The 12,755-nt window shown below is 67.6% G+C and carries 15 protein-coding genes; 5 read left to right on the plus strand and 10 right to left on the minus strand.

The window, feature by feature from the left end:
* Positions 1 to 40 precede the first annotated feature (40 nt).
* The 5 genes from JWS13_RS38005 to JWS13_RS38025 form a co-directional block, all read right to left on the minus strand.
* Positions 41 to 568, minus strand: coding sequence for a DUF3558 domain-containing protein (locus JWS13_RS38005; RefSeq protein ID WP_124393528.1), 528 nt, complete (start codon positions 566 to 568; stop codon positions 41 to 43).
* The gene (locus tag JWS13_RS38010; protein ID WP_206010460.1) at positions 565 to 1,104 is read right to left on the minus strand and encodes a DUF3558 domain-containing protein; all 540 of its coding nucleotides are present in this window, start codon (positions 1,102 to 1,104) and stop codon (positions 565 to 567) included. The genes JWS13_RS38005 and JWS13_RS38010 overlap by 4 nt, the downstream gene beginning before the upstream one ends.
* Complete coding sequence (locus JWS13_RS38015) at positions 1,088 to 1,363, minus strand: GNAT family N-acetyltransferase (protein ID WP_012688515.1); 276 nt, start codon at positions 1,361 to 1,363, stop codon at positions 1,088 to 1,090. Before JWS13_RS38015 ends, JWS13_RS38010 begins: the two co-directional genes overlap by 17 nt.
* Positions 1,364 to 1,427: 64 nt before the next feature.
* Positions 1,428 to 2,618, minus strand: coding sequence for a DUF4185 domain-containing protein (locus tag JWS13_RS38020; protein WP_206010461.1), 1,191 nt, complete (start codon positions 2,616 to 2,618; stop codon positions 1,428 to 1,430).
* A 110-nt stretch (positions 2,619 to 2,728) separates the two neighbouring features.
* Positions 2,729 to 4,102, minus strand: coding sequence for an FAD-binding oxidoreductase (locus tag JWS13_RS38025; RefSeq protein ID WP_206011897.1), 1,374 nt, complete (start codon positions 4,100 to 4,102; stop codon positions 2,729 to 2,731).
* 513 nt (positions 4,103 to 4,615) lie between these two features.
* Here JWS13_RS38025 and JWS13_RS38030 point away from each other — a divergent pair.
* The gene (locus JWS13_RS38030; RefSeq protein WP_011594545.1) at positions 4,616 to 4,945 is read left to right on the plus strand and encodes a hypothetical protein; all 330 of its coding nucleotides are present in this window, start codon (positions 4,616 to 4,618) and stop codon (positions 4,943 to 4,945) included.
* Between the two features lie 29 nt (positions 4,946 to 4,974).
* On the opposite strand, the gene JWS13_RS38035 is transcribed toward JWS13_RS38030, so the two are convergent.
* Together JWS13_RS38035 and JWS13_RS38040 are read right to left on the minus strand one after the other, a co-directional pair.
* Complete coding sequence (locus tag JWS13_RS38035) at positions 4,975 to 5,658, minus strand: Type 1 glutamine amidotransferase-like domain-containing protein (RefSeq protein WP_206010462.1); 684 nt, start codon at positions 5,656 to 5,658, stop codon at positions 4,975 to 4,977.
* 5 nt (positions 5,659 to 5,663) lie between these two features.
* A complete protein-coding gene (locus tag JWS13_RS38040; RefSeq protein WP_206010463.1) occupies positions 5,664 to 6,482 on the minus strand; it encodes a maleylpyruvate isomerase family mycothiol-dependent enzyme in 819 nt (272 codons plus the stop codon).
* Between the two features lie 167 nt (positions 6,483 to 6,649).
* Between JWS13_RS38040 and JWS13_RS38045 the strand changes: the two genes are divergently transcribed.
* Positions 6,650 to 8,191 carry an AMP-binding protein gene (locus JWS13_RS38045; protein ID WP_206010464.1) on the plus strand — a complete coding sequence of 514 codons (1,542 nt, stop codon included), beginning with the start codon at positions 6,650 to 6,652 and terminating at the stop codon, positions 8,189 to 8,191.
* An 11-nt stretch (positions 8,192 to 8,202) separates the two neighbouring features.
* On the opposite strand, the gene JWS13_RS38050 is transcribed toward JWS13_RS38045, so the two are convergent.
* Together JWS13_RS38050 and JWS13_RS38055 are read right to left on the minus strand one after the other, a co-directional pair.
* Positions 8,203 to 8,367: a hypothetical protein gene (locus JWS13_RS38050; RefSeq protein WP_206010465.1), complete on the minus strand. Its 165-nt coding sequence runs from the start codon at positions 8,365 to 8,367 to the stop codon at positions 8,203 to 8,205.
* On the minus strand, positions 8,364 to 8,765 hold the full coding sequence (locus JWS13_RS38055; RefSeq protein WP_072945947.1) for a DUF488 domain-containing protein: 402 nt from the start codon (positions 8,763 to 8,765) through the stop codon (positions 8,364 to 8,366). Before JWS13_RS38055 ends, JWS13_RS38050 begins: the two co-directional genes overlap by 4 nt.
* A 270-nt stretch (positions 8,766 to 9,035) precedes the next feature.
* Here JWS13_RS38055 and JWS13_RS38060 point away from each other — a divergent pair, with 270 nt between their 5' ends.
* The 3 genes from JWS13_RS38060 to JWS13_RS38070 are packed head-to-tail and all read left to right on the plus strand — an operon-like array spanning position 9,036 to position 11,905.
* Positions 9,036 to 10,148 (plus strand): Re/Si-specific NAD(P)(+) transhydrogenase subunit alpha, encoded by a 1,113-nt coding sequence (locus JWS13_RS38060; protein WP_206010466.1) that lies wholly within the window; start codon positions 9,036 to 9,038, stop codon positions 10,146 to 10,148.
* Positions 10,149 to 10,481, plus strand: coding sequence for an NAD(P) transhydrogenase subunit alpha part 2 (locus JWS13_RS38065; protein ID WP_206010467.1), 333 nt, complete (start codon positions 10,149 to 10,151; stop codon positions 10,479 to 10,481).
* Positions 10,481 to 11,905: an NAD(P)(+) transhydrogenase (Re/Si-specific) subunit beta gene (locus tag JWS13_RS38070; protein ID WP_206010468.1), complete on the plus strand. Its 1,425-nt coding sequence runs from the start codon at positions 10,481 to 10,483 to the stop codon at positions 11,903 to 11,905. Before JWS13_RS38065 ends, JWS13_RS38070 begins: the two co-directional genes overlap by 1 nt.
* Before the next feature lie 68 nt (positions 11,906 to 11,973).
* Here JWS13_RS38070 and JWS13_RS38075 read toward each other — a convergent pair whose 3' ends face one another.
* Entirely contained in the window at positions 11,974 to 12,591 is a 618-nt protein-coding gene (locus JWS13_RS38075) for a hypothetical protein (protein WP_206010469.1), read from the minus strand.
* Between the last annotated feature and the right edge of the window lie 164 nt (positions 12,592 to 12,755).

Genomic DNA, 12,755 nt, shown 5'->3' on the forward strand with positions numbered 1-12,755 from the left:
AACAGCGAGGTCGTGGCCACCGCGAGCGAATTTTCGGCCGCTACTGGTTGCGTTGCAGGGTCAACTCGGCGAGCGTGCGCGCGCCGTCGCACGGGTCGCCCGTCCCGGACCGCTGCTGCACCCACCACGTGATGACACCGGAGTAGGCGGCGGTGATCCCGCACGCCGCCGAATCACCCGGCCGCCGGGCGCTGAACGCCGACGTGCCCGCGATCGACGTGGCCTCCACCTGATAGCCCAGCTGGTCGGCCACCGCCCGCTCCCGCTGCAGCGAGTTGTTCTCGAACCAGCCGAACGTGACGTCGATCGATCCGGCGGCGGACGACACCGTCCACATGCACACCGCACCGTAGAAGTACTGGTCGATGCCTGCGCCGTGCAGGGTCTCCGCGATCTTGTCGTCGGGGACGGCGTCGCATTCGCGCAGGAGCTTGTCGAACTGCGGCGAGCCGCCGTCGTCGGAGGACCCGGCGCCCTCGGGCAGGGGAGTGCCCGTGACAGAGGTGCCGCATCCGGCCAGCACCATCGCCGACGCCACCGCCGCGGCGAGTCGCCGGGCGCCGCTCACTTGGCCTTCCCCAGCGTCAGCCGGCCGAGCGCAGTCGGGGCCTCGCACGGATCGGCGGGTGCACTGCCGGCGCCGTAGCGGACCAGCCAGTGCACGAAATCGGAACCGGTGCCGAGCGCGACCTCGCAGAACCCGACGTTCTGCGACGAGAACCCGCGATGCCCGGCGATCTCGAGGTCGTGGACCTCGTGACCGATGCCCTTGGCCACCGCCCGCTCCCGGTCGATGGGGCTGCCGCGGTACCAGGTGAACATCACGTACCGTTCGCCGCCGTCCGCTTCCCACCGGCACTTGATGCCGTTCCGCGACACCGGGGTGAGCCCGGCGATCCCCGCCCGCTCGTACACCTCGGCGTCGGTCAGCGAACCGCATTCACCCACGAACGGGCCGGGCTGCGCGGCCACCGAGGTGGTCGGCGCGGACGCCGGACCGGTGTCGGAACCGCTGCCGGAACCGCAGCCGGCCAGCACTACCGTCGCGGCGAGAAGACAACTCGCGCGGACGGCGGGGCGGAGCGGATCAGACGAGCTCCGCATAGCTCGGATTCTCGGCGATGTACTTCTCCACGTACGAGCACGACGGGATCACGGAGAGCCCGCTGGACTTCGTGTCGTCGAGGGCGGCCTTCACCACCACCGCCGCCAGGCCCTGCCCGCGAAACTGCGGGTACGTCACGGTGTGGTGGAAGTCGCGGGCACCGTTCCGCTCGAAGTAGTCGGCGTATCCGGCCAGCTGGCCGTCGAGGTAGATCTCGAACCGGGATTCCGACACGTCGTGTTCCACCGTGGCCGCCACAGATCGCTCCTCTGCTCGTGTGGCGTGCGCGCTGTCCCGCGCACGCTGTCACTCGCAGATTACGTCAGTCCGCCAGGTTGGTGCGCAGCAGCATGACGTTGTAGTCCGACCAGGTGGTGGCCAGGAAATACAGGTCGGATCCCTTCGACCACGGGTGCATGTACGCGCCGTACAGCTCGGGCACGTCCCGGCTGCTCACGAGCACTTCGGGTTCGCTCCAGCCGGATTCGAGGTGGTCGGATCGGCGCATGACCACCGAGTTGCCGGCATCGGTGTACATCGCCACGAACTGACCGAGGTATTCGTTGTACTGCACCGACAACTCGCTGACCGGTCCGGGGATCACCGGTGCGGCGACAGTCGCGTTGGTCTTCACCCACGCCTTGCCGTCCCAGTACTTGTACAGCGAGAGGTTCCGGATGTCCGCCTCCTTCACCCGCGACAACCGGGCGTCGCCGGACCGCCCCGACGGGGTGCCGAACGCGTAGACGAATCCGTCGTGCTTGACGTACGAGCCCATCTGGAAGTTCTCGGCGCCCGTGCCCGGCACGTTGGGCCGCAGCGTCAGGGGATCGGTGACCCAGTTCTCGCCGTTGTCCACGGAGTACGCGATGCCGGACGCGTTGGTGTCCCACTCGCCCGGGGCGCCCCAGCTGCGCACCGACATGTAATTGATGTACTGCGTCGCGGCCGGGCCCGCGCCGACCGAGATGCCGGTGGTGGGGATGACGGTCTGCTCCACACCCGGGATCTTCTGGCTCTGGATGATCTCCTTGGAATGATTCGGCAGATCGACCGGGGAATTGTCGATGCCCATCCCGTCGGTGAGGTCCTTGTCGGAGCTGCGCAGCAGGATGTTGCTGCGCCAGTCGCCGACCAGACCGCACAGCGGGTTGTCGCTCAGCCCGACGGTGTCGCCGAACGCGGTGAGGATCTCGCCTCCACCGTTGTCCCACATGATGCCGAGGTCGGTGCCGAGTACCCGGAACCTGCCGATCGTGTCGTTGGGGCTGCGCGGGCCGGTGATGTGTGCGATTGCCTGAGTTTTGCCACGCAGCTCGGGAAGGCGGCCGTCGCTGCCGTTGAGCCAAGGGATGGGGTTGATGCCCTGGCCCGAGCCGCTCGATCCGAGGCTGCCGGTTCCGCCGAGGCACGGCGCCGCCGTCGCAACAGGGGGCGCCATCGTGAAAAACGTGCAGGTGGAAGCGAGTAAGGCGGGCATCGCCAGGGAGGCGACACGGCGGAGTCTGGTCACGAGCGCACCTCTCTGCGACGAGTCGAGTTCGGTCCGGTCACGCTAGCAATACCTCACCTGTCACACCAGTCCCTTGGGTAACCATTGGGTATCGCACCCGCCCTGGGTAGCTACAGGATCGCTCCGGGGTTGAGTATCCCCAGCGGGTCGAGTGCCGTCTTGATCCGCTGCGTCAATTCCATGACGTCCGGGCCCAACTGGTCGGGCAACCAGGCCTTCTTCAGGCGGCCGACGCCGTGCTCGCCGGTGATCGTACCGCCGAGAGCGATTGCGAGGTCCATGATCTCGCCGAAAGCGAGATGGGCGCGCTCGGCCATCGCGGCGTCCTCGGGGTCGAACACGATGAGCGGGTGCGTGTTTCCGTCGCCGGCGTGGGCGATCACCGCGACCATCACGTCACGCTCGCGGGAGATGGCCGCGATTCCCTCCACCAGCGCAGGCAGTTTCGGCAGCGGGACCCCGACGTCCTCGAGCAGCAGGGTGCCCAGTCTCTCGACCGCGGGGATCGCGAATCGTCTTGCCGCGGCGAATGCTTCGCCCTCGTCGGGGTCGTCGGTGGTGAAGACCTCGGTCGCGCCGTTCGCCGTGCAGGCGTCCGCCATGACGGAAATCTCTTCGGCCGCAATCGCACCGGGGGCATCCGACCGGGCGATGAGCATCGCCTCCGCCGTCCGGTCGAGGCCCATCTTCAGTGCGTCCTCGACGGCGCCGATCGAGGCGCGGTCCATGAACTCGAGCATCGACGGTCGCAGCGTGCGGGTGATGGCCAGCACGGTGTCGGCGGCCGCCTGCACGGAGGCGAACGACGCGACAAGGGTGCTCGCAGGCGGCTGGGCCGGGATCAGCCGCAGCGTCGCCTCCGTGACGATGCCGAGCGTTCCCTCGCTCCCGACGAACAACTTGGTCAGCGACAGGCCGGCCACGTCCTTCAGGCGCGGGCCGCCGAGGCGCACGTCCGTCCCGTCCGCGAGAACCACCCGCAGCGCGAGGATGTAGTCGGTGGTGACGCCGTACTTGACGCAGCACAGCCCGCCCGCGTTGGTCGCGACGTTGCCGCCGATCGAGCACATCTCGAACGACGACGGATCGGGCGGGTACCAGAGGCCGTGTTCGGCGGCCGCGGCCTTGACCTCGGCGTTGAGCAGTCCCGGTTCGACGACGGCGATCCGCGTGACCGGGTCCACCTCGATCCGGCGCATGCGTTCGGTGCTGACCACCACGCTGCCCGCCACGGCGGTGGCGCCGCCGCTGAGCCCGGACCCGGCGCCGCGCGGGATCACGGGGACGCGGTGCTCGGTCGCCCAGCGCATCACCACCTGGACTTCCTCGGTGGTCGCGGGGCGGGCGACGGCGAGGGGGAGGACGGCGTCGGGGTCGCGCGCCCAGTCCTGGCGGTAGGACGCCAGGACGTCCGGATCGGTGACGAGGCAGCCCCGGGGGAGCGCGCTCGTGAGCGCCGCGAGTGCGTCGTCGGTGACCGTCATCGTGACTCCTGGAATGCGGGTGTCGGGGACCTCGACGGTAGCCCGGCGGACGACGACTGTCCGCGAATTGGTCATGTGTCCAACTGAACCGATTCCGACCGTGTTTCCCGGATATCGCTCCAACCTGGACGTTCGGTGCAGAAGCGACTCCCCAATAGCCCATCTGTTAGTTACTTACGCGTAGGAGTCTCACGATGTGGGATCAGGGGGGTGAATTTTTTCGGGGGGTCCACCGGTGGGGTATGCACCCGTGCCCGGAGGGGAAAATGCTGGTAGGGGCGTCCCGTCAGCCGGGTGGACCCGGACAAATCGGGTGTAACACAGGTCACAATCGCCACTCTGTTACCGGATCGTATCGACCAGGCAATGCAAAAACCCACTTCTACGGGTTAGCGTCTTGCATCGTCAAACACCGGCGAGGCGTTACACCCAAACGGAGATTCTCACGAAATGTGAGCCAGAACACCGTTGGGGCCGGGTTTTGCCGCACCGACCCTGGAAGGACCCGCACCGATGAATGCACTCCACCGAGATCCCAGCAGCTACATCTCCGCGATGTTCTCGTACGAGTTCCTCGATGGTGGAATCGACTACGACTCCATCGAGCAGATCCACCGTGGCGAGTTCGACGAATGGATCTTCGCACTCGCCGGTTCGGGACTGTTCACCAACGAGGAAGTCCGGTCGATGGTCCAGGAATGGCGCCTGAACCCGAAGACCCTCCTGAACACGCTCCTCGCCGACGCGGACGAAGTCACCGCCAAGCGCTGCGAGGTCACCTGGGCCGCACTCGACCGCGTCGCCCCCTTCACCCCGTCCGTGCCGGTCGCCGTCTTCGGCTGAAGGCCTCCCCGCCGCAGGGCTCGCCGTCGTCAGACGAGTTCGGTTCGATCTCCGTTCACGACGATCGCCTGATCGTCCGTCAAGGTGCGGTACTCGATGCCGGCGAGCCTCAGAGCGTCGACCGTGCGCCGAACGGCTGCTGCGTCCTCCAAGGGCACCGCGTTTCCGGCCCCTGGAAGCTCCGCAGGCGGGTAATGCGGCACGATCGCGAAGCCCACCATCCCCAGTCCGTCCCAGCGCGGCTCCACGCCACACGTCGCGACCACCTCCGCCGGGTCATCGGAGGAGTCGAGACCGTGCAGCGTCGGAGTCATCACACACGCCCCCGCGCTGTAGCCGGCGTACACCAGCGAATCGCTCGCCAACAGTTCCGGGATCACCCGGTCCGCCCCGCTCCGGGCCATCTGCGCACGTAACACGAACGTGTTCCCGCCGCGCACCCACACCAGGCCGAACCCGTCGAGCCGCTGCCTCAGCGCGGCCGCACGCGGCTGCCCGTCGTCACCGATGTAGTCGCGTAGATCCACCTCCTCCGCGGTGAAGCCCAGGCGCGTCAGCGGCATGACGTCACTCACGACCGCGGACGTCCGCGCCGTCCGCGGCCACGCGTCCGCTGCCGCCGCGATCACCCCGACGCGCCCCGGACGGCCGACGAGCGACAGCAGCGGCGCGGGATCCGCGCCGAACCGGTACGAGGACAGGAACAGGCGCACCGCGGTCAGATCGTGAACGCGAGGTTGTCGACGATCCGCTTGCCCGCGTCGGTGTCGCCGCTCAACGCGATCTCGTCGCGGTGGTCCGCGGCCGTCGTCCTGCCACCCGCCAGCCGGGTGAACAGCCGGGAGTCGAGAGTCACCGTCGTGGTGGCCTCCGACGGCAGTTCGTCGACCACCGCGGCCCGGCCGTCGACGGCGATGTGAATGTTGCGAGCGAGCGGTCCCGTCAGCTCGAGCGTGATCCTCGATCCGTCCGGGGCCTTGCCGCGCTTGCCGACGAGGAACGCGACGGCGCCTGCGATCTCCGCGAACGCCGTCTCCCCGCGCAGGCCGCCCTCGTCGCCGGGCATCCCGAGCGCGTCCCGCAGGTCGAGCTCGTGCATCCAGCAGTCGAACACGCGGATGCGCATGAAACGGAGATAGGGTGCCGGCCCGACCGGTGTGGTGGTCTCGGCCGCGAACATCTCGTCGGTCATCTCGCCCAGCTCCGACCGCCTGCGGGCAACGATCATCCGGAAACGCTCGAGCATTTCGGGGCCCGAGCACCCCCGCAGTCCCTCCACCCACTCTTCGTTGAACGCACCGATCTCGTTGCGCACGTGGGCGAGGCCGCGGACGTCGATGGTGGTGTGCGGCGCGGAGATTCCGGCGAGCAGAGACTCTGTGCCGATCAGATGCGCGGTCACGTCGTGTACCGTCCACCCCGGCAGCGCGGTGGGCGTGAACCACGCGTCGCCGGACAACGAGGACAGCACGTCGTCGAGTACGTCCCACTCCTCGAACAACGCGTCGAGGATCGGTTCCTTCTGCAGGGCATTCACGGGTCGTACGCCTCCTTTTGCCTCAACTCTAGGACCTTCCGCCGGACAGTCCGAGCATTTTCGCCGCGGGCGGGCGAATGCGCCGGTGAGAGCGTCGAAGGCCTCCCCGTCCGGGGTTCGGTGTGGTAGACCGATGGTGAGAATCTCCATTAACAAAAGGAGTGCGGATGTTCCCTGGAAACTTCGTGGCGACCACCCCGGACAAGCCCGCCGTCATACGTCCTTCGACGGGGGAGCGGCTGACCTACCGGGAGCTGGACGAGAGGTCCACCCGCCTCGCGCGGCACCTGCGCTCGCTCGGCCTGAAGGTCGGCGACCACCTGGCGCTCGTGTCGAGCAACGACCTCCGGGTCCTCGAGGTGTACTGGGCTGCGCTGCGATCCGGGCTGTACATCACCGTGGTGAACTGGCACCTCACCCCGGAGGAAGCCGGTTACGTCGTCGACGACTGCGGAGCCGAGGTGCTCATCGTGTCCGCCGACGCGGGCGGCGCCGTGCCCCGCGACCCGCATCAGCTGCCCCGCGTCCGTCACCGGCTCGTCTACGGCGGTGCGCTGGACGGATTCGACAGCTATGAGGACGCCGTGACGGCGCAGTCGGCCGCACCGCTCGATTCGCAGCCCCGCGGACAGGACATGCTGTACTCGTCGGGCACCACCGGCAGGCCCAAGGGGATCAAACCCGCACTCCCCGAAGGGGAAGTGAACACGACGACGGACCCGTACACGGCGGTGTTCGCCCCGATGTACGGATTCGATTCCGACACCGTCTATCTGTGCCCGGCACCTCTGTATCACGCCGCGCCGCTGCGCTTCTGCGGCACCATCACCTCCGTCGGCGGCACGATCGTGCTGATGGACCGTTTCGACGCCGAGGAATCGCTGCGGCTCATCGAGGAATACCGGGTGACCCACAGTCAGTGGGTTCCGACGATGTTCGTCCGGATGCTCAAGCTGCCGAAGGACGTTCGCGACAAATTCGACGTGTCGAGCCTGAAGGCGGCGATCCACGCGGCGGCGCCGTGCCCGCCCGACGTGAAGCGGTCGATGATCGACTGGTGGGGTCCGGTCGTTCACGAGTACTACGCCTCCACCGAGGGCGCCGGCGCCACGTTCATCGACAGCGCCCAGGCGCTCGCCAAGCCCGGGTCGGTGGGCCACGACGGGGTCATGGGCATCGTCCACATCTGCGACGACACCGGCGCCGACGTCCCCGTCGGCGATGTCGGAACCGTCTACTGGGAACGGGAGGAACGACCGTTCGAATACCACAACGACCCCGCGAAGACCGACTCCGCGACGCACCCCGACCACCCGACGTGGACCACGAGCGGCGACATCGGGTACATCGACTCCGGCCGCTTTCTCTACCTCACGGACCGTGCCGCGTTCATGATCATCTCGGGCGGAGTGAACATCTACCCGCAGGAGTCGGAGAACGTTCTCACCATGCATCCCAAGGTGTTCGACGTCGCCGTGATCGGCGTCCCCGACGAGGAGATGGGCGAACAGGTCAAAGCCGTCGTGCAACTCGTCGACGGGGTGGAGCCGTCGGACGCCGTCGCCCGCGAGCTACTCGACTACGTGCGGGAGCGGGTCAGTCACTACAAGGCGCCGCGCAGCATCGACTTCTCCGACGACCTGCCGCGCACCCCCACCGGCAAACTCGTCAAGCACAAACTCCGCGCGCGGTACCTGAACGCCGGCTGAACCCCCGACCGTCACCTGTCCCGCGCCGCACCACAGCGCGGGCAGGTGCTCGCGGTGCGGTCGGTGAGGAACAAGCCGCAGTCGGGGCACACACGGTCGAGCCAGCACACCGGATCGCCGCCGAGGTCGTCGTCCGGCTCGGCGAGGGGCAGGGCCTCGTCGCCGGGAGACGTCACAACCGATCCAGCATGTATTCGGCGAGGACCTCGGCATGGCTGTGACTGACGTCCTTCGTCGCGGTGAGCAGAACGATCGGCCGCCCCTGCGCCAGTTCCTGCACCCGTGCGACCGCCTTCCGGCCGGTCGGCGAATCGAGCTCGTGGACGTACCGCTCGCGGAACTCGCTGAACGCGGCGACGTCGTGCGAGTACCAATGACGCAACTCCGTCGACGGCGCCAGGTCCTTGGCCCAGTCGTCGAAATGGAACGCGTCCTTGCGCAGCCCCCGCGGCCACAGCCGGTCCACGAACAGTCGCAGTCCGTCGCCCTCGGTCGGATGGTCGTAGACCCGCTCGACGATCACCGGCGGATCCGCGGTGACGTCCTCCGCGCTCCGTTCCTTCGGTTTGCTCATGGCCGAACCTCCGCTTCCTTGCGGCTGTCTACCGTCAGACTACGACGAATCGCCCTGTGATCGGGTTCACAAACGAGCAGAAAGATCTGTGAGAACGACTGTTCGGACTCGATTCAGACGCGTACGCACGGCGTTCTCTGTTCCCTACGTCACGCGTTCTCTGGCTACTATCAGCTAACTCAGTCGAATCGGGGGAATTTTTTTCCGCTCATCATCGGTTGATCGCCGCTCGTCGCGGCACACACACCATCTACCGCAGGAAGTCGATACATGGATACATCGCAGAGCGCGTCCACCGCGCGCCCGACGATCGGTGTCGTTCGGGAGTCGAACGACGGTGAGCGTCGGGTGGCGTTGGTGCCGAAGATCGTGGCGTCGTTGATCGCCAAGGGCGTCGACGTGGTGGTCGAGTCGGGTGCCGGGTTGGGCGCGTTGATTCCGGACGAGTTGTACACCGGGGTGGGCGCGAAGATCGCCGACCCGTGGTCGGCGGAGGTGATCGTGAAGGTCGCGCCGCCGTCGGACGAGGAAGTCGGCCGGTTGCGCGCCGGGCAGACGTTGATCGGGTTCCTCGCCCCGCGTAATCAGGACAATCAGGTGGCCGCGCTGAAGGCGGCCGGGGTGCAGGCCTTCGCGGTCGAGGCGATCCCGCGCATCTCCCGCGCCCAGGTGATGGACGCGTTGTCGTCGCAGGCGAACGTGTCCGGCTACAAGTCGGTGCTGTTGGCGGCGTCGGAGTCGACCCGGTTCTTCCCGATGCTGACCACCGCCGCGGGCACCGTGAAGCCGGCGACGGTGCTGGTCCTCGGGGTCGGTGTCGCCGGCCTGCAGGCCCTGGCCACGGCGAAGCGGCTCGGCGGGAGGGCCACCGGCTACGACGTGCGCCCCGAGGTCGCCGACCAGGTCCGCTCGGTCGGTGCGCAGTGGCTCGATCTGGGGATCGACGCCGCCGGTGAGGGCGGCTACGCCCGCGAACTCACCGAGGACGAGCGGGCGCAGCAGCAGCAGGCCCTGGAAAACGCGATCAAGGGGTTCGACGTGGTCATCACCACCGCCCTGGTCCCGGGCCGCCCGGCACCCCGGTTGGTGACCGCCGCCGCGGTGGAGGGCATGAAACCGGGATCGGTGGTGGTCGACCTGGCCGGCGAGACCGGCGGCAACTGCGAGCTCACCGAACCCGGTCAGACCGTCGTCAAGCACGGGGTGACGATCTGCTCGCCGCTGAACCTGCCCGCGTCCATGCCCGAGCACGCCTCCGAGCTGTACTCGAAGAACATCTCCGCGCTGCTGGAGTTGATGCTCGTCGACGGCGCGCTGGCGCCCGATTTCTCGGACGAGGTCCTCGCCGCGTCCTGCGTCACCCGTGAGGAGGGTGTGTCCTAGATGTATACCGAATTGTTGGCGAACATCGCGATCCTGGTGTTGTCCGGGTTCGTGGGGTTCGCGGTGATCTCGAAGGTCCCGAACACGTTGCATACCCCGCTGATGTCGGGGACGAACGCGATCCACGGCATCGTGGTGCTCGGCGCCCTGGTGGTGCTCGGCAAGGTCGAGAACCCGCCGTGGGGCCTGCAGGTGATCCTGTTCGTGGCGTTGGTGTTCGGAACGATCAACGTGGTCGGTGGTTTCGTGGTGACCGACCGGATGCTGGGCATGTTCAAGTCCAAGCCCGCCGCCCCCGCCGCCGCTGTGTCTGAGAAGGGTGGGGACCGGTAATGGAGTACCTCGTCAACGTGCTCTACATCGTGGCGTTCTCGATGTTCATCTACGGTCTGATGGGCCTGACCGGCCCGAAGACCGCGGTCCGCGGTAACCAGATCGCCGCGGTCGGTATGGGGGTGGCGGTGGTCGCGACCCTGATCTCGATCCGCGACACCTCGAACTGGGTGCTGATCGTCGCCGGTCTGGTGATCGGTGTGGTCCTCGGTGTGCCGCCGGCGTTGCGGACGAAGATGACCGCGATGCCGCAGTTGGTGGCGTTGTTCAACGGTGTCGGTGGCGGCACCGTCGCGCTGATCGCGTATGCGGAGTTCCTGGATTCGGACGGGTTCACCGCGTTCTCGCACGGGGAGTCGCCGACGGTGCACATCGTGATCGCCTCGTTGTTCGCGGCGGTCATCGGGTCGATCTCGTTCTGGGGCAGCGTGATCGCGTTCCTGAAGCTGCAGGAGACGCTGCCGGGCCGGCCGATCGGCATCGGCAAACTGCAGCAACCCCTCAATGCGGTGCTACTTGTCGGGGCGGTCGCGTTGGCGGTGGCGATCGGGATCAAGGCGATCGACCCGACCGGACCCACCTCCCAGTGGTGGATCGTCGGGGTGCTGGTGCTGGCGGCGGTGCTCGGGTTGATGGTGGTGCTGCCGATCGGCGGCGCCGACATGCCCGTCGTCATTTCGCTGCTGAACGCGCTGACCGGTCTGTCCGCGGCCGCGGCGGGTCTGGCCCTCAATAATCAGGCGATGATCGTGGCCGGCATGATCGTCGGCGCGTCGGGTTCGATCCTGACGAACCTGATGGCGAAGGCGATGAACCGGTCCATCCCGGCGATCGTGGCCGGCGGGTTCGGTGGCGGCGGCGCGGCGGCGGCGGTCGGGGACGGCACCGCGAAGACGGCGAAGGCCACCTCGGCGGCGGACGCGGCGATCCAGATGGCGTACGCCAACCAGGTCATCGTCGTCCCCGGCTACGGGTTGGCGGTGGCGCAGGCCCAGCACGCGGTCAAGGACATGGCCAAGCTGCTCGAGGCGAAGGGTGTGGAGGTCAAGTACGCGATCCACCCGGTCGCGGGCCGGATGCCCGGGCACATGAATGTGCTGCTGGCGGAGGCGGACGTCGAGTACGACGCGATGAAGGAAATGGACGACATCAACGACGAGTTCTCGCGGACCGATGTCACCCTGGTGATCGGCGCGAACGATGTCACCAACCCGGCCGCCCGGAATGATCCGTCGTCGCCGATCCACGGGATGCCGATCCTGAATGTGGATCAGTCGAAGTCGGTGATCGTGCTGAAGCGGTCGATGAATTCCGGGTTCGCGGGCATCGACAACCCGCTGTTCTTCGCGGACACCACCTCGATGCTGTTCGGGGACGCGAAGAAGTCGGTTTCCGAGGTCACCGAGGAACTCAAGGCCCTGTAGGCCCTCCGGGCCCGTGCGTGGTCGGCGAGTGCAGAGACTCGTTAACCACGCACGGGCGGCGGAGCCGCCTACAGGTGCCGGGAGAAGGCGATGGCCGCGGTGTCGGGCCTGCGCTCTTCGCGCTCGGCCGCGACGGGGGAGTACAGCATCAGGGTGGACGCGAGCGCCCACCAGATCGCGAAGATGATCAGACTGGCCGCGAGGCCGAAGATACCGGTGGACTCGACGAGCGCAGCGGCGCCCGAGACGCCGAGGACGACGGCGAAACCGAGACCCGCGATGACGGGCCGGAACCGGGGCGCCGACACCAGCAGCGCGGAACCGTACAGAGCAGTGACGGCGACGACGTGCCCGCTCGGCAGCAGCACGGACGGCGCATCCGATTCCCAGGCCCGCACGGCCGCGCTGGTGAGATTCGCGCCGATACACAGCAGCAGTACCGCAGCCATGCCGTACGAGAGTTTTCGCATCGCCGCGACGATGGCGAGAACGACGGCCGCTGCGAGGACCGTCGTGACGTCGATCGCCTGGATCACGGGTTCGGCGACGGGTCGGAGTGCCTCCGGGAGGACGAGACCCGACGATTCGGGGCGGATGAGGTACAGCGCGCACAGTGCCACCACACCCGCCGCGGCGAAGGCGAGGCGACGAACACTGTGACGAAGCCTGCTAGTCGATTCGGTCACGACACACAGTGTGCCAACCGACGCTGAGTGATCCATGAGCGGCCGCTGTGAGGTCGGTGAACGGTCGTCGTCGTGCGACGAGCGTGCGTCCCGATCTCGCGCGGGCGCCGCACCCATCGGAGTAACGTCGTCGTGGACCGATCTCGAATCGTCTTTCCGCGTGA

Origin of the sequence: Rhodococcus pseudokoreensis, from assembly GCF_017068395.1 — a bacterium.
In the GTDB taxonomy this organism is placed as follows: domain Bacteria; phylum Actinomycetota; class Actinomycetes; order Mycobacteriales; family Mycobacteriaceae; genus Rhodococcus_F; species Rhodococcus_F pseudokoreensis.